The organism is Paraburkholderia sp. RL17-380-BIE-A, assembly GCF_046028085.1.
Taxonomy (GTDB): Bacteria; Pseudomonadota; Gammaproteobacteria; order Burkholderiales; family Burkholderiaceae; genus Paraburkholderia.
Map to the genome: position 1 here is coordinate 372,254 of NZ_JARESQ010000005.1, position 14,287 is coordinate 386,540.

The following is a 14,287-nucleotide window of genomic DNA, read 5'->3' on the forward strand; positions in this document are numbered from 1 at the left end:
CAACCAATGTTTTTGAGCAGACCGTTCCGGCGAACGCGTAGCGTGAGGCGGGAGGCATGACGGCCTTGTCACGAAGGCCGAGTGTGCGAGAACGCCGATTCCAGATGCACCACTATCGTGGCTGTGCGGGGGACCCGCTTATGGGCTGGCGGTGTAAAGCGGCTTTCTTTGCCTACTTTCTTTGCCGCGGCAAAGAAAGTAGGTGCCGCCCCGCACAGGGGCAACGCCAATAGACCACAAACAAATCAAGAAAAGGCCAAGCCCCCAAAGAACAAAACCACAACCACGCCGCAAAGGCCAAAAAAAGCTAATCGGGCAACTCCGCCGCCCCCATCCTGCGAGCAATAACCCGCGACCGCTGCGCAAGATAAGGCGACCCTCGATGCTCATCAAAATACTTAGGCTGCGGCAACATAACAGCCAACCGGGCCGACTGCGCAGCAGTCAACTTACTCGCTGAAGTCTTATAGTAATAACGAGCCGCGGCCTCAGCCCCATAAACCCCATTCCCCCACTCAACGGAGTTGAGATAAATCTCAAAGATCCGTTCCTTATCCATCAAGGCCTCAAGCATCCACGTAATGATGAGTTCCTGCCCCTTGCGGATATAACTCTTCTCCCGCGACAAAAACAGATTGCGCGCCAACTGCTGAGTAATGGTCGACCCACCGCGCACAATCTTGCCCTTGGCCTTATTCCGCTCCCAGGCCTGCAAGATAGCGTCCGTCTCATACCCATTGTTATTGACGAAATTCGCATCCTCGGAAGCGATGATCGCGCGCTTCAGATTGCGCGAAATCTGGTCATACGGCACCCACGTATGCTGCACGGAAAGATCCGGCCGATCCTGCGACAAGCGCCACGCGTCCGAACGCATAAACGCAGTGCTGCGTGGATTGACGTAATTCCAAACGGCGATCTGCGCGAAATAAAACGCCTGCGTCGCAATCCAAGCGATCGCCACCACCGCGCCCAGATAGACGATCCATCGCACCGGACCTGGCCGGCTCACGCGCCGCGTTGCTGTCATCGTGCTCCAGGTCCTCGTGTCGGTAAATTCGGCAAGGTAAGACGCAGCATTTGCGTGACGCGGTTAAGCGTGCGACGGCGCAGCCAACTGCGCACGCAATTCGGCCAGCACCGGCGCGCCGTCGGGCCGCACGCCGCGCCAAACGTAAAACGACTCGGCCGCCTGCTCGACCAGCATGCCGAGTCCATCGGCGCCGCGTGCACCCAGCTTCCGCGCGTGCTCCATGAATACCGTCGGATGCGCGCCGTACATCATGTCGTAGGCGAGCGTGCCGCTGCCGAACGCGCGGTCGTCGCACTCGGGCAACGACGCGTCCAGACTACCCGCCGTCGCATTGACGATCACGTCATACGCGCTCGCTTCGATCACCCGCGCGCTACCACCGCTCAGACGACACGAGGCGTCACTCGCGGCCTGCGCGAACTGGCCGACCAATGCTTCGGCCTTCTCCGCCGTACGATTGACGATGGTGAGCGTATGCGGCGCGCGCTCCAGCATCGGCAGAACCACGCCACGTGCGGCGCCGCCCGCGCCCAGCAACAGAATGCGCGCGCCCTTCAGCGACACGCCGAGATTCACCTCGATATCGCGCACGAGACCAAAGCCATCGGTGTTGTCGCCGAAAATACCGTTCGCGTCGACGCGCAACGTATTCACCGCGCCCGCAGCCGCCGCGCGCGGCGACAACGTGTCGGCCAACGCATGCGCTTCGAGCTTGAACGGCACGGTGACGTTCAGCCCGCGCCCGCCTGCCTCGATGAAGGCCCGCACATGCGGCACGAACGCATCCACCGGCGCGAGCAGACGGCCGTACTCGACCGGCTCGCCGGTCTGTTCGGCAAAACGTCCATGAATGAACGGCGATTTGCTATGGCCGACCGGATTGCCGATGACCGCATAACGGTCGAGTGAATCGTTGGCGCTCATCGTCCCGGCTCCGCAATCTGCTGGTCGGCGGCATCGCTCGCACCGTCGCCATTGGCGGCGTCGCTCGGCGTGGCCGCCTCGTTGCCCTCGAGTTCGGCTTCGGCCTGAGCCTCGGCTTCGCCTTCGGCGCTCTCGTCGGCAGCGTCGATGATTTCCTCTTCGCTCTCGTCCGGTTCTTCAGCCTCGCTGCCGCTCGTCACGGTCGGCGCGTCGAGCACGTGCAGGAGACGCACGGACGCTTCGACAGTCAACTCGTCGATCGACATCACTTCCATCTGCAAGCGCGTGCCGCGCGCATGCACGCCGAGACCCGGCACGTGCAGCAGCAACGGAATCTCTTCGAGACGCACCAGATCGCCCTTCACGACCGATGCCACCACCTGCTTCCTGTTTTCCTGCTTCAGCCAGCGCAGACACCAGAAGTACTCCATGCGGCGCTGATGATCGGCATACGCGGTGTAGGTATCGTCGAAACCTTGCACGACGGCGAACAGGTCGGCGTCTTTCGGCTTGAACGGTGCGGCCAATTTGGCGGTCACGCCGTGCTGCACACAGGCGATCAACTGCCACTGGTTCACCAGGTCGACATAACGGCGCAGCGGCGACGTGCTCCACGCGTACTGCGTGACGCCGAGGCCTTCATGCGGCGCGGCGTTGGTTTGCATGCGCGTGCGCTTCGGGCCGGTCGGCGCGCCGAACGCGCGCTGCGTGCGATAGATGCCCGGCACGCCATGATCGTGCAGGAACGCGCCCCACGACGAGTTGGCGAGAATCGCCAGCTCGGCGACGATCGTGTCGAGCGGCGAACCGCGCCGGCGCGGCGTGATCGTGATGTGCTCGCCTTCCACGTAGAAGTTGAAATCCGTATTGCGCTGCACTTCGCGACGCAAACCGTAACCGGCGCGCGCGGTCTGACGCTTCTCGAACAGCGCCTGCGCGAACGGCCACAGCACGGCGATGTCTTCCTTGTGCGGATAGTCGCCGGTGCCGGCGGCGAGCGCCTCTTCAGTCACCAGCTCGTCGAGCGTGTTGTGGCGCAGATTGTTCTTCACGAACACGCGCTCGGCGCGCGTTTCGCTCGCGACGATCTCCTGCGTCTCGCGATTGACGATCACATACAGAGAAAGCGCGGGGCGCAAGCCGCCTTCGGCCAGCGTGAACGCTTCGACGACGCTGTCGGGCAACATGGTGATCTTGTCGCCCGGCATGTACACGGTCGACAGGCGCGTGCGCGCGATCGCATCGACCTCGTCGCCGCGCTGAATACCGAGCGCCGGCGCGGCAATGTGCACGCCGATCCGCACACGGCCATCGGCCAGATGCTCGACGGAAAAGGCGTCGTCGATTTCGGTCGTGGTGATGTCGTCGATCGAGAACGCCTGCACGTTCGCTTCGGGCAGATCTTCGGGCAACGCGCCGACGGTAACCGGCGGGAAGCCGGTGCCGTGCGGGAAAAACTCCGAGAGGAATTTCGCCTCGTGCAATGCGCGCGCCGACGGAATGGCGCCGCATTCGAGCATCAGGCGCGCTTGCGAAATGCCGCGCGCCGCCGCCGCGCCTTCGAGCGCCTTGTATTCGATCGTGTTCTTGTCGGGCTTGGTCAGCAGCGCCAGCGCCTTGCTGCCGGTGAAGGCTTCCGGCAAACGGCCGGCCTTCAGCTCTTCCTCATAGCCGGCCTGCACCAGCGCCTGCTGACGCTTGCGCTCGAGTCCGGCAAGCGCCATCTTCAGTTGTTCTTGCGGCGCGCGCTGATACATGCCGCGGCCCTTGCGGCGGAAGTACACCGGCGAGCCGTGCATGCGCAACACCAGCGCGGCGCGCTCGATCGAGCCGAAGCGCTCGCCGAAATACTCGGCGCCGAGCGTGGCGAACGGGAATTCGTCGTCAGGCGCGCATTCCCACAGGAAATCCAGGTCGATCTCCTGCGCGGCGGCGTCGGCCTGTTGCATCAACTCGGCCGCAGTCGGCTTTTCGAATTCGATCAGCACGTCTTTCGCGCGCACCTTGGCGCGGCGTCCGCCCGGCAGCTCGACCTGAAACGCATCGCCCTGGCGCGACAGCACGCTGCCCGCCTTGAAACTGCCCGATTCCTCGAAGAAAACGTTCACTCAATACTCTCGTTCTGACTTGCATCTGCCGACGCGCCCGATCTTGCTCTGCGATCGGTCACTGCATGCGCGGCACGGCAACGTGTTCGTGGTAGTGGATCCGCGGCGCGTTACACGCGCGCCGGCGGCATGAATCTGATGAGCAGCCAATGTCTCGCTGCTGGAAAGCCCGGACTGGCCGACTCTACGCGGCTTCGCGCGGGGCGGGCGGTTCGACGTCTTCCGCGTTGCAAAAGGCCAGTACCTCGTCGACGTATTGCGCGAACTCGCTGATCGCGTGGTCGCTCCCTTCGATCAGCGTAGTGCGTGCGCCGGGATAGTGCGCGAGCATTTCGCGATAGTCGAGCACTTCGTCGCCGGTCGCGGCCATCAAATAATAGCGATCGGGCCGCGTGATCGACGCGACGCCGAGCGCGCGCAATTCATCCAGATGATGCGGCTCGACGACGATGCTGCCGCCGCCGTGCCACAACGGCTGCTCGCCGAGATAGGCGCTCAGGTCGCGCTGCGGCACGACTGCCGGGTTGAGCAGCACCGCCGGCCAGCCATGCTTCTCCGCCAGATAAGTGGCGAAATAGCCGCCGAGCGAACTGCCGATCAGCGTGACGTTTTTCGGCTTGGCTTCGGCCACCAGCGACTCGGCGAGCGCCACCGTCTCGAACGGCGAGACCGGCAGCATCGGACAGCACCATTCGTCGCTGCGGCCGAGTTCGACGAGCCGCGCCGCCAGCACGCGCGCCTTGAACGAATTGGGTGACGAGCGGAAACCGTGCAGATAGAGGATCACGAAGTGCCTCGCGCGGAAAGAGCGTCGAGCAGCTTCTGGTGCACGCCGCCGAAGCCGCCGTTGCTCATCACCAGAATCTGATCGCCGGGGCGCGCGGCGTGGACTACCGCCTTGACCAGCGCGTCGAGATTGTCGAAAGCCTGCGCTTTGCCGCCGAGCGGCGCGAGCGCCTCGCCGAGGTTCCAGCCGAGCGCGTCGCGGCCGGTCGGCGCGCCGTAGCCGAACACGAGATCGGCGTCGGCGAGGCTGGCCGGCAATTGCGCTTTCATCACGCCGAGCTTCATGGTGTTGGAGCGCGGCTCCAGCACGGCGAGAATGCGCGTGTTCTCGCGCCCTACGCGGGCGCGCAGCCCCGCGACGGTCGTGTCGATGGCAGTGGGATGGTGCGCGAAATCGTCATAGACCGTCACGCCGTCCACGCTGCCGCGCACTTCCATGCGGCGCTTGACGTTGCGAAAGCTCGCCAGCGACCGGGCGGCCTGCGCCGGCGGCACGCCGACGTGGCGCGCGGCGGCGATCGCGGCCAGCGCGTTCATGCGGTTGTGCTCGCCTTGCACCTGCCACTCGACCACGCCGACGCGCTCACTGTTGTGATAGACGGCGAAACGCTCGTCGACCGGCACGCCGTCTTCCGCGGGCAAGGTTTCCCAGCCGCCCTGCACACCAAAACGCTCCACTTCGCTCCAGCAGCCGCGCGTCAGCACGCGCTCCAGCGCGTCTTCACGGCCGTTCGTCACGATGCGGCCAATGCCCGGCACGGTGCGGATCAGATGATGGAACTGCGTTTCGATCGCGGCCAGATCCGGGAAAATGTCCGCGTGATCGAATTCGAGGTTGTTCAGCACGGCGGTTTTGGGCCGGTAGTGGACGAACTTCGAGCGCTTGTCGAAGAAGGCCGTGTCGTACTCGTCGGCTTCGATCACGAAGAAGCTCGAATCGGTCAGCCGGGCCGACACGTCGAAATTCAGCGGCACGCCGCCAATCAGAAAGCCCGGATTGAGGCCGGCGTCTTCGAGCAGCCAGGTCAGCATGGAGCTGGTGGTCGTCTTGCCGTGCGTGCCGGCCACCGCCAGCACCCATTTGCCGTTCAGCACGTGCTCGCCGAGCCATTGCGGGCCGGAGGTGTACGGCAGACCGCGGTCGAGAATGGCTTCCATCAGCGGGTTGCCGCGAGAGACCACGTTGCCGATCACGAACAGGTCGGCATTCAGACCGTTCAACTGGTCCGCGTCATAACCTTCGATCAGACGAATACCCTGTGCCTCGAGCTGGGTGCTCATGGGCGGATAGACGCCGGCGTCGCAACCCGTCACGGTGTGGCCCGCGCCGCGCGCGAGGACCGCGAGACCGCCCATGAACGTGCCGCAGATACCGAGGATGTGGATGTGCATAAGCCTGTCGTGCCGCGCGGGCGTTTTTTCTGGAACGACCCCCTAAACCTGCCGCTTCGCGCCAGGCCCCCAGAGGGGCAAGAAAACTTGGGGCGGGCCGGCGTTTTCCTGAGAGGGATGGGAGCGCAGAAGAGCGGCCGAATCGACCGTCTGCAAAGGACGCTATTGTAACCGACGCCTCCCGATCGCCCTATGAACGCTTGCCCGTACTTCCCGTGCCCGGCCGCGCGGTGCGACCCGCCAGGAAAGGCTGTCATCAATCTCTAGTATGATCGGGGGATGGTTCGCAAATCACATTTCGATCCGCAGCGCGTGCGCGAGGAAATCGCCATCGCGGCTGCGCGCATGATCGCCGAAGACGGTCTGGACTACGCCACGGCGAAGCGCAAAGCGGCCCGGCAAGTGGTCGGCGAGAGCCGTGTTGCCGGCGAATGGCTGCCGGATAACGACCAGATTGAAGAAGAAATCCGGGAATATCAGTCGCTGTTCCAGGGCGACAGCCAGCCTGCTCTATTGCGGCGCCTGCGCCGTATCGCGGTCGACTGGATGGAGCGGCTCGCGCCGTTCAACCCCTATCTGACCGGCGCGGTGCTCGGCGGCACGGCCGGCGAACACTCGGACATTCACCTGCAGGTTTTCTGCGACAACCCGAAAGAAGTCGCGATCTACTTCCTGAACGCGAACATCCAGTACGACGTTTCGGAAACGCGGCATTTCGCCGGCCGCGGCTATGTCGAGACGCTCAGCTTCCTGTGGCGCCCCACCAATGAAGGGCGCGAGGCGGAACCGGTCGGCGTGCACGTCGCGCTCTACGAAACGGACGACCTGCGCGGCGCGGTACGGGCCGACGCGCGCGGTCGTACCGCGCGCGCGAATCTGCAAGCCGTACAGACGCTGCTCGACGGCAACGACGTCGCCCCATCAACTAACTAGACTGACAAGATGAACACGAGACGGATTCTGGCGGGCGCGCTTGTCGCGATCGTCGCCGCGGGCGGCGGTGTGCTGGCGAGCCACTGGCTGAACGGCGGCAAAACCGAAGTCGCGGCCAATGCACAGCCGGTTTCCGGCGAAAGCGCTGTCGCCCAACTGTGGAGCGCTCCGGTGACCACCGTGGACGGCAAACCACAAACCCTAAGTTCGCTGAAAGGACACGCAATCGTCGTCAACTTCTGGGCCTCGTGGTGCGGGCCTTGCGTCGAGGAAATGCCGGCGTTGTCCCAGCTTCAGCGCGACTACGCAGAAAAAGGCATCCAGTTCGTCGGACTTGGCGTCGATTCGGACAAAAACGTTCAGGCGTTCCTGCAGAAAGTGAAAGTGGCCTACCCGGTGTATGTCACGGGCTTCGGCGGGGCCGACCTCGCGCGAGCCTTCGGTAATACGGCGGGCGGCCTGCCCTTTACCGTCGTAATCGACGCAAAAGGTGAGATTCGCTCGACAAAATTAGGACAAATCGATCCGCAAGCGCTGAAAAAGACCCTCGACGCGCTTTAAATTTCACATTCTTTTGACACTCAAATACCCGCAGAACGCGCAAAAATACGCGCAAATCGCTCGGATTTGAGAGAAGATGGGCGCCCGGCGCGGCGGCAAAATGCCGCCGTAATCTAACCGTACGTTCGGGAAACTAGACAAGTTTCTCTAATCAGCGCTAAAGTGCGCCCAATTCCACGGAAAAAGAAGCGACCATGACGCGACTGCTGGTACTGCACGGACCCAACCTCAACCTTCTCGGCACCCGGGAACCCGAGGTCTACGGTCGCGTGACCTTGCCGCAGATCGATCAGGCGCTGGCGGACCGCGCAGCGGACGCAGGCGTCGAACTCGCGTCGTTCCAGAGCAACCATGAAGGCGCTCTGGTGGACCGCATCCAATCCGCCCGGACTGAACAGACCGATTTCATATTGATCAATCCCGCCGCGTACACGCACACGAGCGTGGCGATTCGGGACGCACTGGCGGGGGTCGGCATCCCGTTCGTCGAGATTCATCTGTCGAACGTGCATCGTCGCGAACCGTTCCGGCATCACTCGTATTTTTCCGACCAGGCGGAGGGCGTCATTTGCGGCCTCGGCTGGAAGGGTTATCTGTACGCGCTCGAATTCGCGCTCGACCGGCTCGCCGCCGGCTCGTCGCGCGGCTGATTCCAAACACGTCTAATTTGCGCCGGCTGCGTATGCGCCGGCACTTTTCGCATTGAAAGGGGCTTCCTGATGGATCTACGTAAACTGAAAACTCTGATCGACCTCGTCTCGGAGTCCGGTATTTCCGAACTCGAAGTGACCGAGGGCGAAGGCAAGGTTCGCATCGTCAAGAATGCGCCGCCGGTTTACGTGCAACCGTCCGCCTCGTATGCGCCGCAATACGCGCAACCGGCGCCGGCCATCGGCGGCGAAGCGCCGGCCGCTGCCGCAGCTGCGCCGGCCACGCCGGCCGCCGCCGCGCCGCAAGGCCACGTGGTGACCTCGCCGATGGTCGGCACGTTCTACCGCGCGCCGTCGCCGGGCGCCGACCCGTTCGTCCAGGTGGGCGACACGGTCAAGGAAGGCCAGACGATCTGCATCATCGAAGCGATGAAGCTGCTGAACGAAATCGAGTCGGACAAGTCCGGCGTGGTGAAGGAAATCCTCGTCGAAAACGGCCAGGCGGTCGAGTACGGCCAACCGCTGTTCGTGGTCGGCTGACGCGGCACGCTTAGCGCTTCTTTTTTGCGCATGCCGCCCGCGCGCCCGCAGTCCCCAAGGCGCGCGACCGATCCTCTGAGGCAGCCGGCGTTGTGATCAACCCGGCGCCCATTGATGAGTCGAAAACCCGCTATGTTTGAAAAAATCCTCATTGCCAATCGTGGCGAGATCGCGCTTCGTATCCAGCGCGCCTGCCGCGAGCTTGGCGTCAAGACAGTCGTCGTCTATTCGGAAGCCGACAAGGAAGCCAAGTACGTGAAGCTCGCCGACGAGGCGGTCTGTATCGGCCCGGCGCCTTCCAACCTGAGCTATCTGAATATGCCCGCGCTGATCAGCGCGGCGGAAGTCACCGACGCCGAAGCGATCCACCCCGGCTACGGCTTCCTCTCGGAAAACGCCGACTTCGCCGAGCGCGTCGAGCAGTCCGGCTTCACCTTCATCGGCCCGCGTCCGGAAACGATTCGGATGATGGGCGACAAGGTCACGGCCAAGCAGACCATGATCAAGACCGGCGTGCCGTGCGTGCCGGGTTCGGAAGGCGCGTTGCCGGAAGATCCGAAAGAGATCGTGAAGATTGCCCGCCAGGTCGGCTACCCGGTCATCATCAAGGCCGCTGGCGGCGGCGGCGGCCGCGGCATGCGCGTGGTCCACACGGAAGCGGCGCTGGTCAACGCGGTCAACATGACGCGCGAAGAAGCCGGCCGTGCGTTCGGCAACCCGCAGGTCTACATGGAGAAATTCCTGGAGAACCCGCGGCACATCGAAATCCAGGTGCTGGCCGATTCGTTCAAGAATGCTGTCTGGCTGGGCGAGCGCGATTGCTCGATGCAGCGCCGTCACCAGAAAGTGATTGAAGAAGCGCCGGCGCCGGGTATCGCGCGCCGTCTGATCGATCGCATCGGCGATCGTTGCGCGGACGCCTGCAAGAAGATGGGCTATCTTGGCGCGGGTACGTTCGAGTTCCTGTACGAAAACGGCGAGTTCTACTTCATTGAAATGAACACGCGCGTGCAGGTCGAGCACCCCGTGACCGAACTGATCACGGGCGTCGACATCGTCCAGGAACAGATCCGCATTGCGGCCGGCGAAAAGCTCGCCTTCCGTCAGCGCGACATCGTGTTCAAGGGTCACGCGATCGAATGCCGGATCAACGCGGAGGATCCGTTCAAGTTCACTCCGTCGCCGGGACGTTTGACGTCGTGGCACATGCCGGGCGGCCCCGGCATCCGCGTCGACTCGCACGCCTACAATGGCTACTTCGTACCGCCGAACTATGATTCGATGATCGGCAAGCTGATCGCTTACGGCGCCACGCGCGAACAGGCGATCAAACGCATGCGCATCGCGCTGTCGGAAATGGTGGTGGAAGGCATTCAAACCAACATCCCGTTGCACCGCGAGCTGATGCTGGACGCGAAATTCGTCGAAGGCGGCACCAGCATTCACTACCTCGAAAACCGGTTGGCCGCGAAGCAGCAGGCCGCGCCGGAAGAAGCGTAAGTCATGAGCTACCGGGAACTGATCGCCGAGTTGGCACGCGAGCACGCGGAGGAATTCTCCGACGCGCTGCTCGAGTTGGGCGCGCTGTCCGTATCGGTCGAAGATGCGGACGCCGACACGCCCGACGAGCAGCCGCTGTTCGGCGAGCCCGGTCTCACGCCGGATCGCACGGCGTGGCAGCGTTCGCGCGTGATCGCACTGCTCGCGCCGGAACACGAGCCGGCAGTGCTGCTGACCGCAGCAGCCAATGAAATCGGCCTGGAGACAGCGCCGTCATTCACCGTGCGTGAAGTCGAGGATCAGGATTGGGTGCGGCTCACGCAGTCGCAGTTCGATCCGATCAAGATCGGCGAACGTATCTGGGTCGTGCCGTCGTGGCACGACGCACCGGACCCTGAAGCACTCGTGCTGGAGCTCGATCCTGGCCTCGCGTTCGGCACCGGCAGCCATCCCACCACGCGGCTTTGCATGGAATGGCTGGAGCAATCGGTGAAGCCCGGGCAGTCATTGCTCGACTACGGCTGCGGCTCCGGCATCCTTGCGATTCTGGCGAAGAAGTGTGGCGCCGATCCGGTGTACGGCATCGACATCGACCCGCAAGCGGTCGAGTCGGCGCGTCACAACAGCGAGCGTAACCGCGCGGACGTCACGTACGGTTTGCCCGACGAATGTCCCACTGGCGAGTTCGATATCGTGGTGGCCAACATTCTCTCCAACCCACTCAAGCTGATGGCGTCGATGCTCTCGTCGAAGGTCAAGCCGGGTGGCCGGATCGCGCTGTCCGGCATTCTGGCTCGGCAAGCGGACGAAGTCGCGCAGGTCTACGCACGATGGATCGATATCAGCGTATGGCGCGAACACGAAGGTTGGGTATGTCTGTCGGGAACGCGCCGCGAAAGCCATTAGAATAAGGCGTATTGTCCAACCAACGGCCTTCCGGCTTATCGGCTCAATATGCTCCTGGCGACGCGTTGCCCCTTCTGTGAAACCGTCTTCCGCCTGCAAACGGAACAGCTCGCGCTACGCCGCGGGCTAGTCCGCTGCGGGCATTGCCACGAAGTATTCGACGCGTCGAGCAGCCTGTTCGACATCACAGAAGGCGGTGATTTCTCCTCCGCCAAACCGGTCGCCGCTGCCGCGGCGATCGAAGCACTGTCGGGTGTGCGTCCGAAAGGTCCGGACTTCAGCGCCGAAGCCTGGGATCCGTGGGCGCCGGCACCCGACGCCACCATCGACAATCGTCTGCGGCACCATGCCGGCAATGTGCCGCTCTCGCCGGTCTCCACCGACGCAGGCGTCGCGGTCACGCCGCGCCACGCCGCGGAGCCCGAACTGCCGGCCGGCGCATTCACCGCGCCCATTCCACCCGACCACGAACCGATTCTGGCGGACGCGCCGCTCGACCCGTTCGCGTATGACGTCGATCCGCCCGTCGAAGAAGCGCCGCGCGTCTGGCATAAGACCGAGCGCGCGTCTGACGCGCCGCTCGAAGAGCCGGTCCTGGATGAATCGGCCACTTTGCATGGCATCCCTGACAATGAGCCGCGTTTCGGCGCGGCCGGCGTAGGCGCGGCGGGCGTAGGTGCGGCCGGTGTAGGTGCGGCCGGCGCAGGCGCCGCAAGCTTCGGTGGTGCCAGCGCGGCCGCTACCGCCGGCCCGGTTCCGGCAAGCGGCGAGCCCTTCTCCGTCCAGCCGGTCAACGACGGCGCCGAGCCCTTCCCCGTCGTGCGTGAAACGCGCCCGGCCGAGCCGCGGCGCACGGGCTGGATTATCGTCGGTTCGGTGGTGGCGGGACTGTTGATCATTGCGCTGCTCGCGCAGCTCGCCTGGTGGCAGCGCGAAACGGTGATGGTGTACTTGCCGCGCTCCCAGACGCTCTACGCGAAGGCCTGCGCGACGCTCGGCTGCCTCGTCACGCCACCGCACGACATCGACGGCTTGCAGGTCGAACCTTCCGATCTTCGGCAGATCGACGGCCCGCACAAGCTCGAACTGAAGATGCCGCTGCGCAACCGCTTCAACATTGCGCTCGCCTATCCGGCCATCGAGCTCACCCTTTTGGACGATCAGAACAATGTCGCGGTACGCCGCGTGCTGTGGCCGCAAGACTATGTACCGCCCGGCACGGCGATCGCGGCCGGCCTGCCCGCCCACACGACTCAGACCATGATCGTGCATCTCGACACGGGCAATGCGGTCGCTTCCAATTTCCGCGTACAGATTTTTTATCCGTAACGCATTCTTGCGTGCCCGGCACCGACCGGGTACGTCCACCGTCATTACTGACGAATTTTCGGAGCACAACAACATGAGTCAAGTCACGCTGGGTGGCAACCCGATTGAAGTAGCCGGCACGTTCCCGTCGGTCGGCCAGGCCGCTCCTGCTTTCTCGCTGGTCGGCAAGGATCTGAAGCCGGTGTCGCTGGCCGATTTCGCCGGCAAGCGCAAAGTGCTGAACATCGTCCCGAGCCTCGACACGCCGACCTGCGCCACCTCGACCCGCAAGTTCAACGAAGCCGCCGCCAAGCTGACCAACACGTCGGTGATCGTCGTGTCGGGCGATCTGCCGTTCGCCGCATCGCGCTTCTGCACGACCGAAGGCATTGAGAACGTCGTCACGGCATCCACGTTCCGTGGCCATGAGTTCGCGCAAGCCTACGGCGTCGACGTGACGAGCGGCCCGCTGACCGGCCTGACGGCTCGCGCCGTGGTGGTGATCGACGAGAACGACAAGGTCGTTCACGCTGAACTGGTCGGCGAAATCAAGAACGAACCGAACTACGACGCAGCACTCGCCGCGCTGAAGTAAACCCTTCGCGTACGAACTCCGGCGCCGCGCTTCATGCGCGGCGCTGTCGCATCGACGCTCCCTTTTCCTTTATCGTTTTTACAGGACGCTCGCCTTGGCTACGCTCATTTGCGGCTCGCTCGCCTACGACAACATCATGACTTTCGAAGGCCGCTTCCGGGAGCACATCCTACCGGAGCAGGTCCACATCCTGAATGTGAGCTTTCTCGTGCCGACCATGCGCCGCGAGTTCGGCGGCTGTGCGGGCAACATCGCCTATTCGCTGCATCTGCTCGGCGGCGACGCGCGCATCATGGGCACGCTGGGCTCGGTCGACGCGCAACTCTATATGGACCGGTTCAAGCAACTCGGCCTGTCGACGGAAAGCGTGCTCGTGGTGCCGGACACCTATTCCGCCCAGGCGATGATCACCACGGATCTGGAAAACAATCAGATCACCGCGTTCCACCCCGGCGCGATGATGCAGTCGCATCTGAACCGGGCCGATCAGGCCAGCGGCATCACGCTCGGTATCGTCGCACCCGACGGCTACGACGGCATGATCCAGCATTCGGAGCATCTGGCGGCCGCGGGCGTGCCGTTCATCTTCGATCCGGGCCAAGGTTTGCCGCTCTTCGACGGCGAGTCGCTGCGACGCATGATTGAACTCGCTACGTATGTAGCGGTCAATGACTACGAAGCCAAACTGGTCAGCAACAAAACGGGTTGGTCGATCGAAGAAATCGCCGGCAAGGTCGAGGCGCTGATCGTCACGCTCGGCGAGCAAGGCGCGCAGATCCATCACGCGGGCGGCGTCGAAGACATTCCGGCGGTCAAGGCACGGCAAGTGCTCGATCCCACTGGCTGCGGCGACGCTTTCCGCGGCGGCCTGCTGTACGGCATCGAGAACAAGCTTGGCTGGGCCACCACCGGCCGTCTCGCGAGTCTGATGGGTGCGCTGAAGATCGAACACCAGGGCCCGCAAAACTACGCGCCCAGCCGGGCGGAGATCAACGAGCGGTTCAAGCAGGCGTTCGGATACGACCTGCCGTAATACCGAGAGCTATTGGAG

The 14,287-nt window shown here is 63.6% G+C and carries 14 protein-coding genes; 9 read left to right on the forward strand and 5 right to left on the reverse strand.

Annotated features, from left to right (window positions below; genetic code table 11):
• Positions 1 to 307: 307 nt before the first annotated feature.
• From mtgA to mpl, 5 genes are all read right to left on the reverse strand, one after another.
• Entirely contained in the window at positions 308 to 1,030 is a 723-nt protein-coding gene (mtgA, locus tag P0D68_RS11280; RefSeq protein ID WP_091799039.1) for a monofunctional biosynthetic peptidoglycan transglycosylase, read from the reverse strand.
• 63 nt (positions 1,031 to 1,093) lie between these two features.
• Positions 1,094 to 1,957, reverse strand: coding sequence for a shikimate dehydrogenase (aroE, locus tag P0D68_RS11285; RefSeq protein ID WP_091799036.1), 864 nt, complete (start codon positions 1,955 to 1,957; stop codon positions 1,094 to 1,096).
• Positions 1,954 to 4,065: a ribonuclease catalytic domain-containing protein gene (locus P0D68_RS11290; protein WP_408301165.1), complete on the reverse strand. Its 2,112-nt coding sequence runs from the start codon at positions 4,063 to 4,065 to the stop codon at positions 1,954 to 1,956. Before P0D68_RS11290 ends, aroE begins: the two co-directional genes overlap by 4 nt.
• A 184-nt stretch (positions 4,066 to 4,249) precedes the next feature.
• Positions 4,250 to 4,852 (reverse strand): YqiA/YcfP family alpha/beta fold hydrolase, encoded by a 603-nt coding sequence (locus P0D68_RS11295; RefSeq protein WP_408301163.1) that lies wholly within the window; start codon positions 4,850 to 4,852, stop codon positions 4,250 to 4,252.
• Complete coding sequence (gene mpl, locus P0D68_RS11300; protein WP_408301161.1) at positions 4,849 to 6,243, reverse strand: UDP-N-acetylmuramate:L-alanyl-gamma-D-glutamyl-meso-diaminopimelate ligase; 1,395 nt, start codon at positions 6,241 to 6,243, stop codon at positions 4,849 to 4,851. Before mpl ends, P0D68_RS11295 begins: the two co-directional genes overlap by 4 nt.
• 279 nt (positions 6,244 to 6,522) lie before the next feature.
• On the opposite strand from mpl, the gene P0D68_RS11305 reads away from it, so the two are divergent.
• The 9 genes from P0D68_RS11305 (at position 6,523) to P0D68_RS11345 (ending at position 14,269) form a co-directional block, all read left to right on the forward strand.
• Complete coding sequence (locus P0D68_RS11305) at positions 6,523 to 7,176, forward strand: UDP-N-acetylmuramate--alanine ligase (protein ID WP_408301159.1); 654 nt, start codon at positions 6,523 to 6,525, stop codon at positions 7,174 to 7,176.
• A gap of 9 nt (positions 7,177 to 7,185) precedes the next feature.
• Entirely contained in the window at positions 7,186 to 7,737 is a 552-nt protein-coding gene (locus P0D68_RS11310) for a TlpA family protein disulfide reductase (RefSeq protein ID WP_408301157.1), read from the forward strand.
• A gap of 194 nt (positions 7,738 to 7,931) precedes the next feature.
• On the forward strand, positions 7,932 to 8,387 hold the full coding sequence (gene aroQ, locus P0D68_RS11315) for a type II 3-dehydroquinate dehydratase (protein WP_091799017.1): 456 nt from the start codon (positions 7,932 to 7,934) through the stop codon (positions 8,385 to 8,387).
• Between the two features lie 69 nt (positions 8,388 to 8,456).
• Complete coding sequence (gene accB / locus P0D68_RS11320; RefSeq protein WP_012434379.1) at positions 8,457 to 8,927, forward strand: acetyl-CoA carboxylase biotin carboxyl carrier protein; 471 nt, start codon at positions 8,457 to 8,459, stop codon at positions 8,925 to 8,927.
• A 132-nt stretch (positions 8,928 to 9,059) separates the two neighbouring features.
• On the forward strand, positions 9,060 to 10,427 hold the full coding sequence (gene accC, locus P0D68_RS11325) for an acetyl-CoA carboxylase biotin carboxylase subunit (RefSeq protein WP_091799014.1): 1,368 nt from the start codon (positions 9,060 to 9,062) through the stop codon (positions 10,425 to 10,427).
• Positions 10,428 to 10,430: 3 nt separating this feature from the next.
• Positions 10,431 to 11,333 carry a 50S ribosomal protein L11 methyltransferase gene (gene prmA, locus P0D68_RS11330; RefSeq protein ID WP_408301154.1) on the forward strand — a complete coding sequence of 301 codons (903 nt, stop codon included), beginning with the start codon at positions 10,431 to 10,433 and terminating at the stop codon, positions 11,331 to 11,333.
• Between the two features lie 48 nt (positions 11,334 to 11,381).
• Positions 11,382 to 12,662 carry a zinc-ribbon and DUF3426 domain-containing protein gene (locus tag P0D68_RS11335; protein ID WP_408301152.1) on the forward strand — a complete coding sequence of 427 codons (1,281 nt, stop codon included), beginning with the start codon at positions 11,382 to 11,384 and terminating at the stop codon, positions 12,660 to 12,662.
• A 73-nt stretch (positions 12,663 to 12,735) separates the two neighbouring features.
• Entirely contained in the window at positions 12,736 to 13,236 is a 501-nt protein-coding gene (gene tpx, locus P0D68_RS11340) for a thiol peroxidase (protein WP_091799005.1), read from the forward strand.
• A gap of 94 nt (positions 13,237 to 13,330) precedes the next feature.
• Entirely contained in the window at positions 13,331 to 14,269 is a 939-nt protein-coding gene (locus P0D68_RS11345; RefSeq protein ID WP_408186845.1) for a carbohydrate kinase family protein, read from the forward strand.
• Positions 14,270 to 14,287: the final 18 nt, after the last annotated feature.

Coding starts and splice junctions, on each gene's coding strand:
- P0D68_RS11305 (WP_408301159.1), top strand. CDS start 6,523: ATGGTTCGCAAATCACATTTCGATCCGCAGCGCGTGCGCGAGGAAATC.
- P0D68_RS11310 (WP_408301157.1), top strand. CDS start 7,186: ATGAACACGAGACGGATTCTGGCGGGCGCGCTTGTCGCGATCGTCGCC.
- accC (WP_091799014.1), top strand. CDS start 9,060: ATGTTTGAAAAAATCCTCATTGCCAATCGTGGCGAGATCGCGCTTCGT.
- mtgA (WP_091799039.1), bottom strand. CDS start 1,030: ATGACAGCAACGCGGCGCGTGAGCCGGCCAGGTCCGGTGCGATGGATC.
- tpx (WP_091799005.1), top strand. CDS start 12,736: ATGAGTCAAGTCACGCTGGGTGGCAACCCGATTGAAGTAGCCGGCACG.
- aroE (WP_091799036.1), bottom strand. CDS start 1,957: ATGAGCGCCAACGATTCACTCGACCGTTATGCGGTCATCGGCAATCCG.
- prmA (WP_408301154.1), top strand. CDS start 10,431: ATGAGCTACCGGGAACTGATCGCCGAGTTGGCACGCGAGCACGCGGAG.
- aroQ (WP_091799017.1), top strand. CDS start 7,932: ATGACGCGACTGCTGGTACTGCACGGACCCAACCTCAACCTTCTCGGC.
- P0D68_RS11335 (WP_408301152.1), top strand. CDS start 11,382: ATGCTCCTGGCGACGCGTTGCCCCTTCTGTGAAACCGTCTTCCGCCTG.
- accB (WP_012434379.1), top strand. CDS start 8,457: ATGGATCTACGTAAACTGAAAACTCTGATCGACCTCGTCTCGGAGTCC.
- mpl (WP_408301161.1), bottom strand. CDS start 6,243: ATGCACATCCACATCCTCGGTATCTGCGGCACGTTCATGGGCGGTCTC.